The 19,671-nt window shown below is 70.1% G+C and carries 18 protein-coding genes; 13 read left to right on the forward strand and 5 right to left on the reverse strand.

Annotated elements, in window-relative coordinates:
- The first annotated feature begins 380 nt into the window (after window positions 1–380).
- From CEG14_RS08105 to CEG14_RS08140, 8 genes are all read left to right on the forward strand, one after another.
- A complete protein-coding gene (locus CEG14_RS08105; RefSeq protein WP_256985605.1) occupies window positions 381–1,370 on the forward strand; it encodes a Bug family tripartite tricarboxylate transporter substrate binding protein in 990 nt (329 codons plus the stop codon).
- Between the two features lie 11 nt (window positions 1,371–1,381).
- On the forward strand, window positions 1,382–2,062 hold the full coding sequence (locus tag CEG14_RS08110) for a 3-oxoacid CoA-transferase subunit A (protein WP_094825839.1): 681 nt from the start codon (window positions 1,382–1,384) through the stop codon (window positions 2,060–2,062).
- 8 nt (window positions 2,063–2,070) lie between these two features.
- On the forward strand, window positions 2,071–2,736 hold the full coding sequence (locus CEG14_RS08115) for a 3-oxoacid CoA-transferase subunit B (RefSeq protein ID WP_176461412.1): 666 nt from the start codon (window positions 2,071–2,073) through the stop codon (window positions 2,734–2,736).
- Window positions 2,737–2,835: 99 nt separating this feature from the next.
- Window positions 2,836–3,666 (forward strand): IclR family transcriptional regulator domain-containing protein, encoded by an 831-nt coding sequence (locus CEG14_RS08120; RefSeq protein ID WP_094825840.1) that lies wholly within the window; start codon window positions 2,836–2,838, stop codon window positions 3,664–3,666.
- Window positions 3,667–3,899: 233 nt separating this feature from the next.
- Complete coding sequence (locus CEG14_RS08125) at window positions 3,900–5,078, forward strand: CaiB/BaiF CoA transferase family protein (RefSeq protein WP_094825841.1); 1,179 nt, start codon at window positions 3,900–3,902, stop codon at window positions 5,076–5,078.
- Window positions 5,079–5,116: 38 nt separating this feature from the next.
- Window positions 5,117–5,869, forward strand: a complete 753-nt coding sequence (locus CEG14_RS08130; protein WP_094825842.1) for a FadR/GntR family transcriptional regulator — start codon at window positions 5,117–5,119, stop codon at window positions 5,867–5,869.
- Between the two features lie 20 nt (window positions 5,870–5,889).
- Entirely contained in the window at window positions 5,890–6,705 is an 816-nt protein-coding gene (locus CEG14_RS08135) for an enoyl-CoA hydratase (protein ID WP_094825843.1), read from the forward strand.
- A gap of 222 nt (window positions 6,706–6,927) precedes the next feature.
- Complete coding sequence (locus CEG14_RS08140; RefSeq protein WP_094825844.1) at window positions 6,928–7,902, forward strand: Bug family tripartite tricarboxylate transporter substrate binding protein; 975 nt, start codon at window positions 6,928–6,930, stop codon at window positions 7,900–7,902.
- A gap of 64 nt (window positions 7,903–7,966) precedes the next feature.
- Here CEG14_RS08140 and ggt read toward each other — a convergent pair whose 3' ends face one another.
- Window positions 7,967–9,562, reverse strand: a complete 1,596-nt coding sequence (gene ggt / locus CEG14_RS08145; RefSeq protein ID WP_094825845.1) for a gamma-glutamyltransferase — start codon at window positions 9,560–9,562, stop codon at window positions 7,967–7,969.
- Between the two features lie 32 nt (window positions 9,563–9,594).
- Window positions 9,595–10,569 carry a Bug family tripartite tricarboxylate transporter substrate binding protein gene (locus tag CEG14_RS08150; RefSeq protein ID WP_094825846.1) on the reverse strand — a complete coding sequence of 325 codons (975 nt, stop codon included), beginning with the start codon at window positions 10,567–10,569 and terminating at the stop codon, window positions 9,595–9,597.
- Between the two features lie 428 nt (window positions 10,570–10,997).
- Between CEG14_RS08150 and CEG14_RS08155 the strand changes: the two genes are divergently transcribed.
- A complete protein-coding gene (locus CEG14_RS08155; RefSeq protein ID WP_094825847.1) occupies window positions 10,998–11,654 on the forward strand; it encodes a GntR family transcriptional regulator in 657 nt (218 codons plus the stop codon).
- A gap of 30 nt (window positions 11,655–11,684) precedes the next feature.
- Here CEG14_RS08155 and CEG14_RS08160 read toward each other — a convergent pair whose 3' ends face one another.
- The 3 genes from CEG14_RS08160 to CEG14_RS08170 all read right to left on the reverse strand — a co-directional run bounded on the left by CEG14_RS08160 (window position 11,685) and on the right by CEG14_RS08170 (window position 14,563).
- Entirely contained in the window at window positions 11,685–12,962 is a 1,278-nt protein-coding gene (locus tag CEG14_RS08160) for a TRAP transporter large permease (RefSeq protein WP_094825848.1), read from the reverse strand.
- A gap of 49 nt (window positions 12,963–13,011) precedes the next feature.
- A complete protein-coding gene (locus CEG14_RS08165) occupies window positions 13,012–13,512 on the reverse strand; it encodes a TRAP transporter small permease (protein ID WP_094825849.1) in 501 nt (166 codons plus the stop codon).
- A 76-nt stretch (window positions 13,513–13,588) separates the two neighbouring features.
- Window positions 13,589–14,563, reverse strand: a complete 975-nt coding sequence (locus tag CEG14_RS08170; RefSeq protein WP_094825850.1) for a TRAP transporter substrate-binding protein — start codon at window positions 14,561–14,563, stop codon at window positions 13,589–13,591.
- Window positions 14,564–14,666: 103 nt separating this feature from the next.
- On the opposite strand from CEG14_RS08170, the gene CEG14_RS08175 reads away from it, so the two are divergent.
- From CEG14_RS08175 to CEG14_RS08190, 4 genes are all read left to right on the forward strand, one after another.
- Complete coding sequence (locus CEG14_RS08175) at window positions 14,667–17,204, forward strand: ABC transporter permease (RefSeq protein WP_094825851.1); 2,538 nt, start codon at window positions 14,667–14,669, stop codon at window positions 17,202–17,204.
- A complete protein-coding gene (locus tag CEG14_RS08180; RefSeq protein WP_094825852.1) occupies window positions 17,204–17,629 on the forward strand; it encodes a group II truncated hemoglobin in 426 nt (141 codons plus the stop codon). Before CEG14_RS08175 ends, CEG14_RS08180 begins: the two co-directional genes overlap by 1 nt.
- Before the next feature lie 46 nt (window positions 17,630–17,675).
- Complete coding sequence (locus CEG14_RS08185) at window positions 17,676–18,320, forward strand: 3-deoxy-D-manno-octulosonic acid kinase (RefSeq protein ID WP_094825935.1); 645 nt, start codon at window positions 17,676–17,678, stop codon at window positions 18,318–18,320.
- Between the two features lie 241 nt (window positions 18,321–18,561).
- A complete protein-coding gene (locus tag CEG14_RS08190; RefSeq protein ID WP_094825853.1) occupies window positions 18,562–19,665 on the forward strand; it encodes a polyamine ABC transporter substrate-binding protein in 1,104 nt (367 codons plus the stop codon).
- Window positions 19,666–19,671 lie beyond the last annotated feature (6 nt).

Here is a 19,671-nt window from a genome sequence, read left to right on the forward strand (position 1 = left end):
GGGGCAGGCGGACCGGCCCGCCGATCGACCCCGGTGTCTCGCGACGTCGGGGTTTTTTTATGCCGAAGTGCCTGTTCTGCCGGGCTGAAGCCGGCCGGGGCGCGGGCCGCCCGAGCCCAGCGTCCGGCGCCCGCGGCGCCCGCGCCGGCGCGTTGTCTGCGCACGCAAACGTCGCCGCGACGGCGCACGGCACGCGCGGCGCAGGCGTCCGGTGATCGAACACATTCCCGGCGCCACCCCGTTTGGCGTCGCGGGGCGGCGTGCCATACTTTTTTCCACGGTACCGAGACATAGTCAGGAAAAACTGACATCGGCCGCACGCCCGACGTCTTCCGGAGACGGCGGGGTGGCGGCAACGGCCACTCATGGAGGAGACATCCATGGCACAGCAGCAAGCCCGCCAGCGCCGACGCGTGCTGGCGACGATGGCGTTCGCGCTCTTGGCAGGCATCGCGGGTCCTGGCGCACAGGCCGCGGGTACCTGGCCCGACAAACCCTTGCGCGTGATCGTGCCCTACACGCCCGGCGGGGCCACCGACACCGCCACGCGCGTGGTGATGGAAAAGCTGTCGGGCCGGCTCAAGCAGAACATCATCGTGGAGAACCGGCCCGGCGCGAACGGCAACCTGGGCGCGGCCGTGGCGGCCAAGGCGGAGCCGGACGGCTACACCTTCCTGAGCATCCTGCCGGCCTACGTCATCAACGCCCACCTGTACGAGCTCAACTACTCGCAGGAGACCCTGGTGCCGGTGGTGCAGATGGCGGACTTGCCGCTGTTCCTGTTCGTGACCAAGGACCTGCCGGTGAACTCGCTGTCCGAGCTGATCGCCTACGGCCGCGCCCATCCCGACAAGCTCACCTATGCCTCGAGCGGCACGGGCTCGAGCGCCCATCTCACGGGCGCGGAAATGGCGTTGCGCGCGCAACTGAAGATGACGCACGTGGCCTACAAGGGCAGCGCGCCGATCCTGACCGACCTGCTCGCCGGGCGCGTGTCGATGGTGTTCGACCCGATCCTGGTGCCGATGCAATACGTGAAGGAGGACCGGCTCAAGGCCCTGGCCTTCACGGGCAAGGAGCGCTGGCCGACCGAGACCGCCGTGCCCACGATGGAGCAGGCCGGCATGCCCGGCTTCGTGACGAGCTCGTGGGTGGGCCTGCTCGCGCCCAAGGGCACGGACCCGGCGATCATCGACCGCATGGCGCGCGAGATCAGCGCCATCGTCAAGGAGGACGACGTCAAGCGCAAGTTCATGGACGTGGGCTTCCTGCCGGCCGGCGGCACGCCGGCGCAGTTCGACGCGCTGATGCGCGCCGACTCTTCCCGCTACGCCCGCATCATCAAGGATGCCGGCATCACCGTGAACTGAGGAGGGCGACGATGATCGACAAGTTCGTGGCCGATCCCGCCGAGGCGGTGGCCGACGTGCACGACGGCGCCACCGTGCTGGTGGGCGGTTTCGGCGGGGCCGGCATGCCCACCGAACTGCTGCACGCGCTGATCGAGCAGGGCGCGCGCGAGCTTACCGTGGTGAGCAACAACGCGGGCAATCACGAGACCGGCCTGGCCGCGCTGATCAAGGCCGGCCGGGTGCGCAAGGTGATCTGCTCGTTTCCGAAGGCCTCGCACTCCTGGGTGTTCGACGCGCTGTACCGCGAGGGCAGGATCGAGCTGGAGTGCGTGCCGCAGGGGACCATCGCCGAACGCCTGCGCGCGGCCGGCGCCGGGCTGGGCGGCTTCTACACGCCCACGGGCTACGGCACCGAGCTGGCCGAGGGCAAGGAGACGCGCGAGATCGACGGCCGCCATTATGTGTTCGAGCGTGCGCTGCCCGGCGACTTCGCGCTGGTCAAGGCCGACCTGGCCGACCGCTGGGGCAATCTCACCTACCGCATGAGCGCGCGCAACTTCGGGCCGGTGATGTGCATGGCCGCGCGCACGGCCATCGTGCAGGTGCGCGAGCAAGTGGCGCTGGGCGCGCTCTCGCCCGAGGCCATCGTCACGCCGGGCATCTTCGTGCAACGCGTCACCCGCGTCGCGCACGCGGGCTTTTCGAGCTGAGGGGCACCATGCAGCATTCCTCCCAAGCCTGGCGGCCCTGGACCCGCGACGAGATGGCGGCGCGCCTGGCGCGCGACATTCCCGACGGCAGCTACGTGAACCTCGGCATCGGCATGCCGGTGCACGTGGCGCAGTTTCTCGCGCCCGAACGCGAAGTGGTGTTGCACAGCGAAAACGGCATCCTGGGCATGGGCGGTCCGCCCGCGCCCGGGGCCGAAGACCTGGACCTGATCAACGCCGGCAAGCATCCCACCACCTTGCTGCCGGGCGGCGCCTTTTTTCATCATGCCGATTCCTTCGCCATGATGCGCGGCGGCCATCTCGACCTGTGCGTGATGGGCGGCATGCAGGTGGCCGACAACGGCGACCTGGCGAACTGGTCGCTGGCCCGGCCGGGCGAGGCGCCGGCGGTGGGCGGCGCGATGGACCTGGCGGTCGGCGCGCGCCGGGTCTACATTCTGATGGAACACAACAGCAAGCACGGGGCGGCCAAGCTGCTGCGCCGCTGCACCTTGCCGCTCACCGGGCGCGCGGTGGTCGACCGGGTCTACACCGACCTGGCCGTGATCGACGTCACGCCCGAGGGCTTCCGCGTGCGCGACACCGTGCCGGGGCTGAGCCTGGCCGAGCTGCAGGCGCGCACCGAGGCGCCGTTGCTGGCGCCGCAGACGTAGCCCTTGCCGGCGCCCCGTGCCGGCGCCCCTTTCCGGCGCCCCGTGCCGGCGCCCGTCGCCGGCGCCCCGCGCGACGGCCCGACCCCTGTGGAGACAAGCATGATCTATCCCCCATCCCCCACGCCGGCCTACAAGGTGCCGCTGCCGGCGCAGGCCCATCCCGAGCAGCTGCGCGGCGATCCCGATTTCATGCAGACGCTGGCGCGCGGCCTGCACGTGATCCGCGCGTTCGGCGAGCGGCGCCAGCCCCAGACCGCGGCCGAGCTGGCGCGCCGCGCCGGCCTGTCGCGCGCGGTCACGCAGCGCTGCCTCTACACGCTGGTGGCGCTGGGCTACGCCGAGCAGCACGACCGGCACTACGTGCTCACGCCGCTGATCCTGAGCCTGGGCCACGCCTACTTCGCGTCCACCCCCTTCGTGTCGCTGGCACAGCCGGTGCTGGAGGAGCTGAGCGCGGCCGTCAACGAGACCTGCGCGCTGGCCATCATGGAGGGCAACGAGATGATGTATCTCGCGCGCTCCGAGGTGCATCGCATCCTCGCGACCTCGCTGGGCCTGGGCAGCCGGCTGCCGGCCTATTGCACCGCCATCGGCCGCATCATGCTGGCCCAGCTCACGCCGGTCCAGCTGGCGCGCTATCTCGAAGAGGTCGAGCTCAAGCCCTACACGGAATACACGGTGGTCCAGCGCGCGCGCCTGTGCGCCGAGCTCGAGCAGGTGCAGCGCCAGGACTACGCCATCGGCGACCAGGAGCTCGAGCTCAACGTGTGCGCGATCGGCGTGCCGGTGCGCAGCGCCAGCGGCAAGGTGGTGAGCGCGATCAACGTGAGCCTGAAGACCTCGCGCCCGCAGCTCGACCGCCTCACGCACGAGATCCTGCCGGCGGCGCGGGCGGCGGCGGACAAGATCGGGCGCTTCCTGGTGCTGTAGGGCAGGGGCCGGACGCCGGACTTGCCCGGCGCGTGCGGCAGCGGGCCCCGTGCGCCTGGCCAGCGTCCGCGGGTTTCCCCGGGATGGCGAAGGCGGGCTCACAAAAGTAGGATGTCCAACAACCTACAAGTAGGGGTGCCGCCGCCCAGGCCGGCGCGACGCGACCCGGAGTCCTCCGGGCCGCGCGGGCAGGCCGGCGGCAACCCCCGAGAACATTCCGGAGACCTGGCTTCATGATCTACGCCCCGCTCGATCGTTTCGTCGTGCTCGACCTCACCCGCGTGCGCTCCGGCCCGGCCGCCGTGCGCCAGTTCGCCGATTGGGGCGCCGACGTGATCAAGATCGAGGAACCCACCCAGGTGAAGGACGACAAGCCGGGCGGGGCGGCCAAGTTCAGCGATTACCAGAACACCCATCGCAACAAGCGCAGCCTCACGCTCAACCTGAAGCAGCCCGAGGGGCTCGCGGTGTTCATGGAACTGGTCAAGCGGGCCGACGTGCTGGTCGAGAACTACCGGCCCTCGGTGAAGGCCAAGCTCGGCATCGACTACGCCTCGCTGGCCAAGGTGAATCCGCGTCTGGTCTATGCGAGCATCTCCGGCTTCGGCCAGGACGGCCCCTACGCCGACCGGCCCGGCCTGGACCAGATCGCGCAGGGCCTGGGCGGCCTGATGTCGGTGACCGGCGACGCCGATCGCGGCCCGATGCGCGCCGGCATCCCGGTGGCCGACCTGAGCGCGGGCCTGTTCGCCGCCATCGGCATCCTCACCGCCTTGCTCGATCGCGAACGCACCGGCGCCGGCCGCTGGGTGCAGACCTCGCTGCTGCAGGCGCAGGTGTGGATGATGGATTTCCAGGCCACGCGCTGGCTGATCGACGGCGAGGTGCCGGGGCAGTCGGGCAACGACCATCCCACCAGCTCGCCCACCGGCGTGTATCCCACCGCCGACGGCTACATCAACATCGCCGCCATGGGCTCCAGCATGTTCGCCCGGCTGTGCGACGTGCTGGAGGTGCCGGCGCTCAAGGACGATCCGCGCTTTGCCTCGGCCGGCCTGCGGGTGGAGAACCGCGGCGCGCTCAATCGCGAGATCATCGCCCGCACCCGGACCCGCGACAGCGCCGACTGGATCGCGCGGCTGAACCAGGCGGGCGTGCCCTGCGGCCCCATCCTGGGCATGGACGGCACCTTCGAGAACGAGCAGGTGCGCCACCTGCAGATGACGCGCCGGGTCGCGCATCCGCAGCGCGGCCCGATCGACATCATCGCGCCTGCCGTGAAGTTCGGCGGCGCCGAGCCGCCGCCGGTCGCGCCCGCGCCCGAAACCGGCGCCCACACCGATGCCATCCTCGAAGGCCTGGGCATCGATGCGGCCGGGCGCCAGCGTTTGCGCGCGGCGGGCGCGGTGTGACACCATCGTGGCCCTGACCGCCCCTTTGCCGAGACCCCATGGCCCGTCCTGAAACCGTTTCCGATGCCCTGTTCGGCAGCCTCGCGCGGCCCGACAACCTGCCCGACGAGATCGCGCAACAGATACGCGAGAAGATCGTCAGCCAGGCGTTCGAGCCGGGCCAGCGCCTGCCCACCGAGCAGGAGCTGGCGCAGCGCTTCGGCGTGAGCCGCAACGTGGTGCGCGAGGCGATCGCGCGGCTCAAGCTCTCGGGCTACATCGAGACGCGCCGCGGCGTGGGCAGCTTCGTGGCGGCCGACCCCGGCCTGCATGCGTTCGAGCTGCTGCCGGCCGACCTGCTGCGCGCCGACGCGCTCGAACACGTGTACCAGCTGCGCGTCGAGATCGAGGCGGGCGCGGCCGCGCTGGCGGCCCAGCACCGCACCGAGGCGCAGATCGACCAGCTGCGCGACGCGCTCCGGCAGGTCGACGAGGCCAGCGGCGACTGGCGCCAGGGCGCGGCGCGGGCGCTGGATTTCCACATGGCGGTCTGTCAGGCCTCCAACAACCCGTATTTCGTGCGCCTGCTCTCGCTGTTCGGGCGCGCCATCGGCGACGCCGTGCGCACGCTGCGCTACTGCAGCACCGGCACCGACCGCGTGACGCAGATCGAGCAGGAGCACCACCGCATCTTCGACGCCATCGTCGCGCGCGACAGCGAGGCGGCACGCGCCGCGATGCGCGAGCATCTGAGCAATGGCATGCAGCGCCGCCAGGCGCTGCTCAAAGACCAACCCCCGGCCGCCTCCTAGCGGCCCGTCCAGGAACACACATGAGCGCCCAACGCATTCTGCAGGACCGCATCACCGAACACCTGATCGTCGAGAAGCGCGGCCCCGCGGGCTGGATCACGTTCAACGACCCGGCTCGGCACAATGCGGTGTCGTATGCGATGTGGGAGGGCATTCCGCTGGCGCTGGCCGAGCTCGCCGCCGATCCCGCGATCCGGGTGGTGGTGCTGACCGGCGCGGGCGAGCGCGCCTTCGTGAGCGGCGCCAACATCTCGCAGTTCGACCAGCTGCGCTCCGGCGAAGAGGCGGTGCAGGCCTACGAGAAAGTGGCCGAGGCCGCCCAGCTCGCGCTCTACGACTACGACAAGCCCACGCTGGCGCGCATCCGCGGCTACTGCATCGGCGGCGGCCTGAACATCGCGCTGTGCTGCGACGTGCGCGTGGCCAGCGAAGACAGCAGCTTCGCGATTCCGGCCGGCAAGCTCGGCCTGGGCTATCGCATGACCGCGATCCGCAACCTGGTGCACGCCGCCGGGCCCGCGGGCGCGCTCGAGATCTTCCTCACCGCCGCGCGCTATCCGGCCGCCGAGGCGCAGGGGCGCGGCCTGGTGCACAAGGTGGTGCCGGCCAGCGGCCTGGACGCCGCCGTCGACGACTACGTGGCGCAGATCGCGGCCAACGCGCCGCTCACGCTGCGCGCCGGCAAGATCATGATCCGCGAGATGCAGAAGCTGGCCCCGGGCGTGGACATGGAAGCCATGACGCGCCTCGTGATGGATTGTTTCGAGAGCAACGATTACCGCGAAGGCAAGCGCGCCTTCGCCGAAAAACGGGCGCCCGTCTTCACCGGCACCTGAGTCCCGCGCCGCGCGATCGCGGCGGCCGCATTCCCCCGTTTCACAGGCCGGGCGCCGCCCGGCCGGACCGCGCACGTCCGTTGCGCGGCGCCGGTGGCCGCCCGCGCGGCGCCGGCGCAGGCCGCCGCGAGGCGGCCGGCGGACCGCCCGGGCCGGGCGCGCCAGGCCATGCAGTGCCGATACACCCGTCGTACAGAACACAAAACCACACGGAGACAACGCATGAAACGCATCCTGGCAGCCACCGCGCTGGCCTCGGCCCTGGCCGGCGCCACCCCCGCCGCCGTCGCGGCCTGGCCCGAACAACCGATCCGCATCGTCGTGGGCTACGCCGCCGGCGGCACCACCGACATCCTGGCGCGCGCGCTCGGCGAGGAGCTGAGCCGCACGCTCAAGCAGTCCATCATCGTCGAGAACAAGGCGGGCGCGGCCGGCAACATCGCGGCCGCCTCGGTGCAGCAGGCCAATCCCGACGGCTACACCCTCCTGATGGCCACGGTCTCGAGCCACGGCATCAATCCCGCGCTCTACAAGAAGTCGCTGGGCTACGACCCGGTGGGCGGCTTCACGCCGGTCGGGATGGTGGCCGCCATCCCGCTGGTGCTGGTCGCCAATCCCAAACTCGAGGCCCGCTCGGTGCCCGAGCTCGTGGCCCTGGCCAAGTCCCGGCCCGGCGAGCTGAACTACTCGTCGAGCGGCAACGGCTCGCCGGTGCACCTGGCCGGCGCGATGTTCGCGCAGCAGGCCGGGCTGGAGCTGGTGCACGTGCCGTACCGCGGCGGCGCGCTGGCCAACACCGCGGTGATGACGGGCGAGGCGCAGTTCAGCTTCGCCACCTTGCCGGGCGCGATGCCGCAGGTGAAGGCCAACAACCTGCGGCCGCTCGCCGTCACCACCACGAATCGCTCGGCGCAACTGCCCGAGGTGCCCACGGTGGCCGAGACACCGGGCTTCACCGGCTACGAGATCAACACCTGGAACGCGTTGCTCGCGCCCAAGGGCACGCCGCCCGAGGTCGTGAACACGCTCAACGCCGCGATCAAGTCGGCCATGAGCGCGCCCAAGGTGAAGCAGCTGTTCGAGAAGGAGGGCGCGGTGCCCACCACCACCAGCCCGCAGGAGCTCGCCGTCTTCATCGACGCCGAGCTCAGGAAGTGGGCCGAGGTGGTGCGCGCCGTCAACATCCGCGTGGACTGACGCGCGCGCGCCAAGCAAAAGCGCCGCTCGATCGAGCGGCGCTTTTGCGTCGGGCAGGCGCGGCTCAGAAGCCCACGGCCTGGCCGTCGCGGCGCGAGTCGGAGGCGGCCAGATAGCCACCCTGCGGCAGGCGATGGATCAGCTGGGCCGCGCCGAACTCCAGGCTGTCGACCGGCGCGACGGCGACGTTGTGGCCGCGATCGCGCAGCACCTGCACCACGTCGGCGGGCAGGTGCGACTCGACGTTCACGACCGGACCGTTCTCGACGCGGAAGCGCGGCGCGTCGCTGATGGCCTGCGGGTTCTGGCCGAAGGCGGCCAGGCGCGTGACCACCTGCATGTGGCCCTGGGCCTGCATCGAGCCGCCCATCACGCCGAACGACATCACGGGTTCGCCACGGCGGGTGATGAAGGCCGGGATGATGGTGTGCATCGGCTTCTTGCGCGGGCCGACCTGGTTGGCGTGGCCGGGCTTGAGGTTGAAGTTCAGGCCGCGGTTGTGCAGGCCGATGCCGGTGCCCGGCACGACCACGCCCGAGCCGAAGCCGTGATAGTTGGACTGGATGAACGACACCATGGTGCCGCTGGCGTCGGCGGCGGTCAGGTAGACCGTGCCGCCCGAGGGCGGGGTGCCGGCGGCCGGCGTGGTGGCGCGGTCCATCGAGATCAGGCGCGAGCGGGCGGCGAGATAGTCGGGATCGAGCAGATCGGCCGCGCCCACGCGCATGTGGCGCGGATCGGCCACGTGCTCGTGCAGGTCGGAGAACGCCAGCTTCATCGCTTCGATGCTGACGTGGTAGTAGTCGGCGCTGTCGCGGCCCATGCCTTCGAGGTCGAAGCGCTCGAGCATGCCGAGCGCCATCAGCGCGGCGATGCCCTGGCCGTTGGGCGGGATCTCGTGCAGCGTGTAGTCGCGGAAGTTCTGGCCGATGGGCTCGACCCACTCGGCGCGGTGGTCGGCCAGGTCGGCCAGCGTGAGGGCGCCACCGGTTTCGCGCGCGAAGTCGGTGATGCGGCGCGCCAGGTCGCCCCGGTAGAAGCTCTCGCCGCCCGATTGCGCGATCTCGCGCAGGGTGCGGGCCTGGGCCGGGAAGCGCCACCACTGGCCGGCCTCGGGGGCCTTGCCATCGATCAGGAAGGCCTCGGCGAAACCGGGCTCGTGTTGCAGCTTGGGCGCCTGCGTGGCCCATTGGCGGGCAATGGTGGGCGAGACCGGGAAGCCGTCTTCGGCATAGGCGATGGCGGGCTCGAACAGCTGCGCGAAGGGCAGCTTGCCGAAGCGATCCGACAGCGCCTTCCAGCCGGCGATCTGGCCGGGCACGGTGACCGTGCCCCAGCCGGTCGGCGGCATGGCGTCGCGGCCGGCGAAGTATTCCGGCGTCCACGCGGCCGGCGCCGCGCCACACGAGCTCAGCCCATGCAGCTGGCCGTCATGCCAGATCAGCGCGAACATGTCGCCGCCGATCCCGTTCATCACGGGTTCGACGACGGTGAGCGCGATCGCGGTGGCGATCGCACTGTCGACGGCATTGCCGCCCGCCAGCAGCATGCGCAACCCTGCCTGCGCCGCCAACGGCTGGGTGGTGGCCACCGCATTGGAGGCCAGCACGGGCAGTTTGCGGGAGGCGTAGGGAAGGGTCCAATCGAAAGAGGAAGACATGGATGCTGGAGGGGGAATGAGTCGGTTGAGGATTATTGCGGGGTGATGCCGGCCTGGTCGATCAGCTTCTGCGTGCGCGGGATCTCCGCCTTGATGAAGGCGGCGAATTCGGCGCGCGTGCCGCCTTGCGGTTCGGCGCCGGCTTCCGCCAGCTTGTCACGCAATGCGGGCTGTGCCAACACCTTGTTGACGGCCTGGTTCAGGCGATCGAGCACGGGCGCGGGCGTGCCCGGGGGCGCGACCAGGCCGTACCACGGCGCGATGTCATAGCCGGCGAAGCCCTGCTCGGCGATGGTGGGGATCTCGGGGGCCAGCGCCGAGCGCTTGGCGTTGGACATGCCAAGCGGGATCAGCGCGCCGCTCTTGGCTTGCGGCAGGCCGGTCATGATGGTGTCGAAGTACATCGACACCTGGCCCGACAGCAGCGCCGGGATGGCTTCGCCCGCGCCCTTGTACGGCACGTGCAGGATGTCGATGCCGGCCACCGACTTGAGCATTTCGCCGGCCATGTGCGAGGTCGTGCCGGTGCCGAACGAGGCGTAGGTCAGCTTGCCCGGATTGGCCTTGGCGTAGGCCACCATTTCGGGCAGCGTCTTGAACGGCTGCTTGGTGTTGGCGAGCAGGATGTTGGGCGTGTAGGCCACCATCGAGATCAGCTCGAACTTGTCGGGGTCGTAGGCCAGGCGCTTCTGCAGGAAGCGGTTGGTGACGATGGCGGCCGGGCCGCCCATCAGCAGGGTGTAGCCATCGGGTTCGGCGCGCGCGACGGCGGCGCTGCCGATGGCGGCGGCCGCACCCGGACGCGCCTCGATCACGAACGGCTGGCCGAGTTCCTGCGCCAGCGCGGCGCCGAGCTGGCGCGTGATGAGGTCGGTGGCGGAGCCGGCCTGGAACGGCACCACGATCTTGACCGGGTGTTGGGGCCAGTCGGTGGCCTGGGCGGCGGCGTGCGCGCTCGCGACCAGGCCGGCGGCCGCGAGCAGCGTCCGGACATAACGGAATTTCATGGTTTCCCCTGTATATATGACTGATTCAAAAGCGAAAAAAGGAACGGCCCGCCTGACAGGACGGCGATGCCGCTCCAGCCGGGATTAGACCGGCGCACCGGGGCCGCGCCTATCGGGGATTGCATCTATGGATCACTGGATCCAGTTTATGTTATTTTGCCCTGCAAGGGGTGGGCCTGCGCCTGCGCATCGCAGGCGCGGTCTGCGGCGCGGGCTGCGCGGCCTGGCGCGCGCCACGCGCCTTCGGTGCTCGCTGCCGCGCCGCGCGCGCCCGCGTGTGTCGTCTGTGGCCCGGGTCGTTGCGCGCACAGATATTTCCGTCGCCGCGCGCCCGCCCGTGTCGCGCGCCGCGCAAACCCGTAAACTCTGGCCCTCGCGCCGGGGCGGCGTCAGGCCGCGCCCTCACCATCGACAGGAATCCAAGCGCCATGCTGCAGTTGCAGAAGACGGCAATGACGGCCGAAGAGGAAGCCTACCAGCACATCCAGCAGGAGATCCGCCTGGGCCACTATGCGCCCGGCGAGCGGCTGGTGCCCGAAATCATCGCCGGGCGCATCGGCACGAGCCGCATGCCGGTGCGCGGCGCGCTGCGCCGCCTGGCCTCCGAAGGGCTGGTGCAGATCCGGCCCAATCGCGGCGCGGTGGTGCGCGGCCTGGACCCCCAGGAAATGCGGGAAGTGTTCGAGATGCGCTCGGTGCTCGAAGGCCTGGCGATGCGCAATGCCGTGCTCAATATGGGCCCCGAGCATCTGCGCCGGCTGGCCAGCATGCTGGACCAGCTCGAGCAGGGTTCGGGCGACTATCTCGACTGGACCACGGCGCACCGCGAGTTCCACGAATACCTGTGCAGCTTCTGCCAGCAGCCGCGGCTGCTGCGCCAGATCGCCGAGCTGCACGCGGTGGTCGAGCCCTACATGCGCCTGTGGTCGAGCCAGCCCGGCCGCGCCCTGCGCGCCCGCGAGTCGCACCAGGAGCTGATCGACGCGCTGGCCACGCGCGACCCCGAGCGCTGCGAGGCGGTGATGCGCCGGCACGTGCTCAACACGGTGCCGGCGCTGTCGGCCTTTCTGCAGCAGGGGCACTGAGGCCGCGCGCCGCGGCCGGCCCCGGGCGCGTCAGCGCGCGTAGACCAGGTCGCGCAGGCCGAGCGAGAGGCCCGGCCAGTAGGTGATGACCATCAGGCAGGCGATCACCACCAGCACGAACGGGATCAGCGGCTTGATCAGGCGTTCGAGCGGCAGCTTGGCCACCGCGCAGGCCGCGAACAGGTTCACGCCGAAGGGCGGGGTGATCATGCCCAGCGCCAGGTTCACCACCATGATGATGCCGAAGTGGACCGGGTCCACGCCGAAGGCGACCGCCACCGGCAGCAGCAGCGGGGCCAGCACCACGATCGAGGCCGAGGTCTCGATGAACATGCCGATCACGAACAGCGCCGCATTCACGCCGAGCAGAAAGCCCAGCTTGCTGTCGAACACGCCCGAGAGCCACTGGCCCAGCATGTCCGGCACGCCGGCGCGGTTGAGCAGGAAGCTGAAGATGCCGGCGTTGGCGATCACGAACATGATGACCGCGGTCGACACCACCGACTTGTGCAGCGTGGTGGAGATGCCCGCGAACGACAGCCGGCGGTAGATGAACTTGCCCACGATCACGGCATAGACCACCGCCACCACCGAGGCCTCGGTGGGCGTGAACACACCGCCGTAGATGCCGCCCAGGATGATGACCGGCATCAGCAGCGCCAGCCAGGCGCGCTTGAAGGCCTGCCACACCGGCAGCCGGCCCTCGCCGTCGCGCAGGCCCAGATTGTTGCGGCGCGCATAGAACCACACGTAGAACATCAGCGCGATGCCGATCAGGATGCCCGGCACCACGCCGGCGATGAACAGCTCGCCGGTGGAGGTGTCGGTGGACACCGCGAACAGAATCATCGGGATCGACGGCGGGATGATCACGCCGAGCTCGGCCGCGGACGCCTGCAGCGAGGCGGCGAACGGCGCCGGGTAGCCGTGGCGGATCATGGCCGGGATCAGGATCGCGCCCACCGCGAAGGTGGTGGCCACGCTGGATCCCGCCACCGCCGCGAAGATCATGCAGGTCAGCACGCAGGTGCAGGCCAGGCCGCCCTGGATGCCGCCCACCAGACTCTTGGCGAAGTCCACCATGCGTTCGGAGATCCCGCCGGCTTCCATCAGGTTGCCGGCCAGGATGAAGAAGGGAATCGCGACCAGGGGGTATTTATCCAGCGCGGCGAACAACTGCTGCGCCACCACCAGCGAGGGCAGGCCGGCGACGGCGACGCCGCCCAGGCTGGCCAGGCCGATCGATACCGCCACCGGCACCGACAGGCCGAAGAAGATCAGCATCGTGACGATCATCAACTGCGACATGACTTTCCGCCTTTTCTATTCAATGTGAGCGGGAATGCGGGAATCGGAATCAGCCCTGCGCGTCGTTGCGCACGGGGACGTCTTCCTCTTCGTGGCGGGCCAGGCGTGCCAGCACGGCGATCACCGCCAGCGTCGCGCCCACCGGAATGGCGAGGTAGATCCAGGAGATCGAGATATCCAGGCTGGGCACGTTCTGGAAGCGCACGCGCCAGGTCATCTGGCCGCCGATCCAGGCGATCGCGCCCAGGAACAGCATGCATACGATCCCGATCGCCCATTCGAGGGCGCGACGGGCGCGGCCATGGAGGGCGTTGCGCAGCATCTCGACGCTGATCATGGCGCCGTGGCGGAAGGCCAGCGCCACGCCCAGCAGCACCGTCCAGATCAGGAGCGCGCGGGTGGTGACCTCGCTCCAGTCGGCCGGCGAGTGCAGCACGAAGCGGGCGATCACCTGGTAGAAGGCGGCGCCCGCCGAGGCCACCAGCAGCAGCTGGGCCAGCGCGGACGCGAGTTTGAACAAATAGGTTTCGGCAAGGCACAACACACGCATGACGGCTTCCAGTACCAGAGAAAACGGCACCGGCCGTCGGCGCAGGGCGGACGGCCGGGCGGGGGCGCGGGGGCGCTTACTTGGTGTCGCGGATCGAGTCGATCAGCTTCTTGTCGAACTTCTTGTAGTACTCGGGGTAGGCCGGCTCGACCGCCTTGGCGAAGGCGGCGCGGTCGACCTCGGTCACCTGCATGCCTTCCTTCTTGAGCTGCTCGACGCCCGACTTCTCGATGTTGTCGACGAACGTGCGCATGGCCTGGGCGGAGTCCTTGCCGGCCTTGTCGAAGTTCTTCTTCTGGTCGGCCGACAGGCCTTCGTAGGTGCTGGCCGACATCAGCACCAGCGCCGGGCCGTAGACGTGGCCCGTGAGCGACAGGTACTTCTGCATCTGCGACAGCTTGGCCGAGGTGATCACCGACAGGGGATTCTCCTGGCCATCGATGGTGCCTTGCTGCAGGGCGGTGGCCACTTCGGGCCAGGCCATCGGGGTCGGCAGGATGCCGATCTGGCGGAACGCGGTGATGTGGACCGGGTTCTCGGTGGTGCGGATCTTCAGGCCCTTGGCGTCGGCCGGCGTGGCCACGGGGCGGACATTGTTGGTCAGGTGGCGGAAGCCCTGTTCGCCCCAGGCCAGCGCGACGATGCCGCGGCTCGGGAACTTGGCGAGCATATCCTGGCCTATCTTGCTGTCGAGCACGGCGCGGGCGTGGTTCAGGTCGCGCAGCAGGAACGGGATGTCGAACACGCCGGTCTCGGGCACGAAGTTCAGCGTGGCGCCGGTCGAGACGATGGCCAGGTCGATGGTGCCGATCTGCAGGCCTTCGATCACTTCGCGTTCGCCGCCGAGCGCGCTGTTGGCGAACTGCTGGACCTTGTATTTGCCGCCCGAGCTGGCCTCGATCGACTTGGCGAAGGCGTCGCCGCCCGCGCCGTAATGCGACGAGGTCGACAGGGCGTAGGCCATCTTGAGGGTGGTCTGGGCTTGGGCCGGACCGGTCACGCTGAACGCGCCGGCGGCAAGCAGGGCGGCAGCGAGCCACGTCTTGCGCATGATGTCTTCTCCAGGGGGCTTTTCTATTAGGTATGCTGACGAAAGCTGAGGTTTCGTCCTGCGGCATGATAGCGGGTCGCTGTGTTTACTTGACGGTTCGATAATGATGGATTTCCCTGATGCCTCCGCTCGCGCCGCCCGGCGCACCGGCTTTTTCGCCTCGGTGGCGCTCGGCCTGCGCATGATGGTGCGCGACGCGCGCGCCGGCGAGCTGCGCCTGCTGGTGCTGGCGCTGGTGGTGGCGGTGGCCGCCGTCACCAGCGTCGGGTTTCTGTCGGATCGGGTCTCGCGCGCCCTGGAGCGCGACGCCGGGCAGATGCTGGGCGCCGATCTGCTGCTCGACGCCGACGAGCCCGTGCCGCCCGCCTTCCTGGCGGCGGCGCGCGAACGCGACCTGCGCACCAGCGCCACCCTGCAGTTTCCGTCGATGGCGAGCGCGGGCGACGCGGCCCAGCTCGTCTCGATCAAGGCGGTGGAGCCGGGCTACCCGCTGCGCGGCCGGCTGCGGGTGGCCGAGGCGCCGTTCGCCCAGGACACGCCCACCGATGAGGTGCCGTCGCCCGGCACGGTGTGGGCCGACCCGCAGCTGCTGGCGCTGCTCGGCATCGGCGTGGGCGACAGCATCGGCCTGGGCGACGCCCGGCTGCGCGTCGAACGGGTGCTGACCTACGAGCCCGATCGCGGCATGCAGTTCGTCAACGTCGCGCCGCGCGTGATGCTGCGCAGCGCGGACCTGGCCGCCACCGGGCTGATCGCCCCGGGCAGCCGCATCGGCTACGGCCTGCTGGTGGCGGGCGAACCGGCGGCGGTGGCCGACTACCAGACCTGGTTGCGCGCGCATCTGCAGCGCGGCCAGAAGATCGCCACGGTCGAGTCGGGCCGGCCCGAGGTGCGCCGCACGCTCGACCGCGCCCAGCGCTTCCTCTCGCTGGTGGCCCTGCTCGCGGTGCTGATCTCGGCCGTGGCGGTGGCGCTGGCCGCGGGCCGCTTCATGCAGCGGCATCGCAACGGCATTGCCGTGATGCGCTGCCTGGGCGCCTCGCAGGCCCAGGTCAGCATCATGCTCTGCGCCGAATTCACGCTCATCGGCCTGGCCGCCGCGCTCGGCGGCTGCGTGCTGGGCTTCGGCGTGCACCAGTTGCTGGTGATGGCGCTGTCCGGCCTGATCGACACCAGCCTGCCGCTGCCCTCGGTGATCCCGGCGCTGCAGGGCCTGGTCACCGGGCTCCTGATGCTGCTGGGCTTCGCCCTGCCGTCGCTGGCGCAGCTGCGCCACGTGCCGCCCGCCCGGGTGTTGCGGCGCGACGCCGGCGCCGGGCGCGCGCGCGGGCTGGGCGGCTATGCCGTGGGCGCGGTCGGGCTGTCGCTGCTGATCTGGTGGTTCGCCGGCGATCTGAAGCTGGGCGTGGCCGTGGCCGGCGGTTTCCTCGGCGCCTTTCTGGTGTTTGCGCTGGTGGCCTGGCTGGCGGTGCTGCTGCTCGCGCGCCTGCGCGGCGCGGTGGCGGGGCTGCCGGCGCTGCGCTTCGCGCTGGCCGGCGTGGTGCGGCGCCGCGCCGCCACCATCACCCAGGTCTGCGCGCTGGCCATCGGGCTGATGGCGCTGCTTTTGCTCACGATGACCCGCACCGACCTGATCGACGGCTGGCAGCGCACGCTGCCGGCCGATGCGCCCAACCGCTTCCTGATCAACATCCAGCCCGACCAGCGCGCCGACGTGCTGGCGCGGCTGCAGGCCGAAGGCCTGGGCAACGTGCGGCTGTGGCCGATGGTGCGCGGCCGCCTGCTCACGGTCAACGACCGGGCGGTGGGCCCGGACGACTATGAAGACCCGCGCGCCAAGCGCCTGGTCGACCGCGAGTTCAACCTCTCGTTCGCCGACACGCCGCCCGAGGGCAACCGGCTCGTGACCGGGCGCTGGCTCGATCCGGCCGCGCACGAGGTCTCGATCGAGTCGGGCCTGGCCGAATCGCTGGGCCTGAAGGTGGGCGACCGTCTGCGTTTCGACGTGGCCGGCCAGACCACCGACGTGACGGTGGCGGGCGTGCGCCGCGTGGATTGGGATACCATGCGCGTGAATTTCTTCGCCATCCTGTCGCCGCCGGCCCTGGCCGACATGCCGCAGAGCTGGATCACCTCGTTCCACCTGCCGCCCGACAAGGTGCCGGTGCTGCGCGGGCTGGTGCGCGATTTCCCCAACCTGACCGTGTTCGACGTGGGCGCGATCCTGTCGCAGCTGCAATCGGTGCTGCAGGAGGTCACGCGCGCGGTGCAGCTGTTGTTCCTGTTCACCCTGAGCGCCGGCGTGCTGGTGCTGGCCGCGGCCCTGTCGGCCACGCGCGACGAACGGGTGCGCGAGGCGGCCGTGCTGCGGGCCCTGGGCGCGACCCGGCAGCAGCTGGCGCGGGCGCAGCGGCTCGAACTGCTGGCGGTGGGCGGCCTGGCCGGCCTGCTGGCGGCGGCCGGCGCCACCGCGGTGGCCTGGGTCCTGTCGACCCAGGTGTTCGATTTCACGATTACCATGCGCGTCTGGCCGTGGCTGGCGGGCATGGCCGCCGGCATGGCCGGCGCCTGGGCCGGCGGTGCGCTGGCCCTGCGCGGCGTGCTGCGCACGCCGCCCCTGGTTACCTTGCGAGAAGCCTGATGACGACGACCCGCGTCGAGCCCGTTTTCGAACCGCTCGACACCACCAAGACCATCTTCGAACTGCTCGGCGGCGAGACCGCCGTGCGGGCGCTGGTCGACCGTTTCTATGACCTGATGGACCTGGAGCCCGACTTCCGCGAGCTGCGCGCCGCCCATGGCCCGAGCCTGGACGAGGCGCGCGACAAGCTGTTCTGGTTCCTCTGTGGCTACTTCGGCGGCCCGGACCACTACATCCAGCGCTTCGGCCATCCGCGCCTGCGCGCTCGCCACCTGCCGTTCTCGATCGGCCAGGTCGAACGGGACCAGTGGGTGGCCTGCATGGGCCGCGCCATGCAGGACCAGCAGATCGCGCCGGCGCTGGTCGAGCGCCTGGTGCATTCGTTCTTCGGCGTGGCCGACTGGATGCGCAACCGTGCGGATTGACGCCAACGACCCCGGCGCGCGGCGCCACGGCTGGGACGGGGGCGCCATGCTGTTCGACAGCAGGCGCCTGGGCGCGCCGGATCCGGCGCTGCTGCGGCCCGAGTCCTACGGCAGCACGGCGCGGCCGGTGCAGGCGGGCGGGCGCCAGGCGGCCTGGTTCGTGGATGGCGCCGGCTGGCACGGGGTGCTGCGCGGCTATCGCCGCGGCGGCCTGGTGGCGCGGCTCTCGCGCGACGCCTACCTGTGGCAGGGCGAGGAGCGCACGCGGCCGTTTCGCGAATACCGGCTGCTGGCCATGCTGTGCGCGCACGGCCTGCGCGTGCCGGCGCCGCTCGCGGCCGGCTACTGGCGCAGCGGGCTTACCTATCGCGCCGCCATCCTGATCGAGCGCATTCCCGACGTCCGCCCGCTGGCGCAGGTGCTGGACGCGCCGGCCTGCGCGGCCGCGGGCCGGGCGATCGCCGACATGCACGCGGCCGGCGTCTGGCACGCCGATCTCAACGCCTTCAACATCCTGCTCGACGCCCGCGGCCATGCCTGGCTGATCGACTTCGACCGCGGCACCGCGGGCGGCGTGTCGCCGCGCGCCCGCCAGGCCAATCTCGACCGGCTCAAGCGCTCGCTGGTGAAGGTCGCCGGCGAGCCGGGCGTGGCCGCCTGGCAGCGCATCGTCGCGGCCTATCGGGGCTGACGGGGCTGACGAGGCTGACGGGGCTGACGCCGGGCGCGGGTCGGCGGGCCGATGGCGCGCGCGGGCGCGGGCGCTGTCCGCCCGATGTGCCGCCGGATGTCACGCCCGATGCGCCGCCCGGGCACGATCGCGCGGCGAAAATCCTGGATTGCCGGGCCGGACGCCAACAACCACCCGCTAAAAGGCTTTATCATTTTGCCTTTTGGAAATCCTTACAACGCGAATTAGGCAAGGGGTCGCGATGAAATTCATGACGGGAATGCGCTTTGCGCTGGGTCTGGCGGCGGTCGCCGCCGCGGTTGCACCGGCCGTGGCACAGAACAAGGTCGTCAACGTCTATAACTGGGCCGAGTACACCGCGCCCGACACGATTCCAGGCTTCGAGAAAGAGACCGGCATCAAGGTCCGCTACGACGTCTACGACAACAACGACACCCTGCAGGCCAAGCTGCTGACGGGCAAGTCGGGCTACGACATCGTCGTGCCCTCGACGCACTACGCCTCGCGCCAGATCCAGGGCGGCCTGTTCCAGAAGCTCGACAAGTCCAAGATCCCCAATCTGAAATACCTGGATCCCGACATCATGGCGCTGGTGGCCACGGTCGACCCGGGCAACGAGTACGCGGTGCCGTGGGGCTACGGCACCAACGGCCTGGGCTTCAACGTCACCAAGGTCAAGCAGATCCTGGGCGACGGCGTCGACCTCGCCAGCTGGGACATGCTGTTCAAGCCCGAAAACGCGGCCAAGCTCAAGGACTGCGGCATCTCGATGCTGGACGAGGCGGCCCAGGTGTTCCCGGCCGCGCTCAAGTACCTCGGCAAGGATCCCAATTCCGAAAAGCCCGAAGACTACAAGGAAGCGCTCGAGCTCCTGAAGAAGATCCGGCCGTACATCCGCCAGTTCAGCTCCTCGGGCTACATCGACGAGCTGGCCGTGGGCGACCTGTGCATGGTCTATGGCTTTTCGGGCGACGTGATGATCGCGCGCCACCGTGCGCAGCAGGCCAAGAAGACCTACGACATCAACTACTTCATCCCGAAGGGCGGTGCGCCGGCCTGGTTCGACCTGATGGTGATCCCGAAGGATGCGCCGCATCCCGAAGAGGCCCACGCCTTCATCAACTACATCGAGACGCCGCAGGTGCACGCCGCGATCACCAACACCATGTTCTACCCGAACGCCAACAAAGAGGCGCGCAAGTACGTGGTCAAGGACGTGGCCGACAACCCGATGATCTACCCGGACGCCGAGGTGTCGAAGTCCCTGTACGTCATCAAGGCGCAGCCGCTGCCGGTCCAGCGCCTGCAGACCCGCATGTGGGCCGAACTGAAGTCCGGAAGATAAGTCATC

This window comes from Bordetella genomosp. 1 (assembly GCF_002261335.1).
GTDB lineage: Bacteria > Pseudomonadota > Gammaproteobacteria > Burkholderiales > Burkholderiaceae_B > Bordetella.

Coding starts and splice junctions, on each gene's coding strand:
- CEG14_RS08105 (WP_256985605.1), top strand. CDS start 381: ATGGCACAGCAGCAAGCCCGCCAGCGCCGACGCGTGCTGGCGACGATG.
- CEG14_RS08110 (WP_094825839.1), top strand. CDS start 1,382: ATGATCGACAAGTTCGTGGCCGATCCCGCCGAGGCGGTGGCCGACGTG.
- CEG14_RS08115 (WP_176461412.1), top strand. CDS start 2,071: ATGCAGCATTCCTCCCAAGCCTGGCGGCCCTGGACCCGCGACGAGATG.
- CEG14_RS08120 (WP_094825840.1), top strand. CDS start 2,836: ATGATCTATCCCCCATCCCCCACGCCGGCCTACAAGGTGCCGCTGCCG.
- CEG14_RS08125 (WP_094825841.1), top strand. CDS start 3,900: ATGATCTACGCCCCGCTCGATCGTTTCGTCGTGCTCGACCTCACCCGC.
- CEG14_RS08130 (WP_094825842.1), top strand. CDS start 5,117: ATGGCCCGTCCTGAAACCGTTTCCGATGCCCTGTTCGGCAGCCTCGCG.
- CEG14_RS08135 (WP_094825843.1), top strand. CDS start 5,890: ATGAGCGCCCAACGCATTCTGCAGGACCGCATCACCGAACACCTGATC.
- CEG14_RS08140 (WP_094825844.1), top strand. CDS start 6,928: ATGAAACGCATCCTGGCAGCCACCGCGCTGGCCTCGGCCCTGGCCGGC.
- ggt (WP_094825845.1), bottom strand. CDS start 9,562: ATGTCTTCCTCTTTCGATTGGACCCTTCCCTACGCCTCCCGCAAACTG.
- CEG14_RS08150 (WP_094825846.1), bottom strand. CDS start 10,569: ATGAAATTCCGTTATGTCCGGACGCTGCTCGCGGCCGCCGGCCTGGTC.
- CEG14_RS08155 (WP_094825847.1), top strand. CDS start 10,998: ATGCTGCAGTTGCAGAAGACGGCAATGACGGCCGAAGAGGAAGCCTAC.
- CEG14_RS08160 (WP_094825848.1), bottom strand. CDS start 12,962: ATGTCGCAGTTGATGATCGTCACGATGCTGATCTTCTTCGGCCTGTCG.
- CEG14_RS08165 (WP_094825849.1), bottom strand. CDS start 13,512: ATGCGTGTGTTGTGCCTTGCCGAAACCTATTTGTTCAAACTCGCGTCC.
- CEG14_RS08170 (WP_094825850.1), bottom strand. CDS start 14,563: ATGCGCAAGACGTGGCTCGCTGCCGCCCTGCTTGCCGCCGGCGCGTTC.
- CEG14_RS08175 (WP_094825851.1), top strand. CDS start 14,667: ATGATGGATTTCCCTGATGCCTCCGCTCGCGCCGCCCGGCGCACCGGC.
- CEG14_RS08180 (WP_094825852.1), top strand. CDS start 17,204: ATGACGACGACCCGCGTCGAGCCCGTTTTCGAACCGCTCGACACCACC.
- CEG14_RS08185 (WP_094825935.1), top strand. CDS start 17,676: ATGCTGTTCGACAGCAGGCGCCTGGGCGCGCCGGATCCGGCGCTGCTG.
- CEG14_RS08190 (WP_094825853.1), top strand. CDS start 18,562: ATGAAATTCATGACGGGAATGCGCTTTGCGCTGGGTCTGGCGGCGGTC.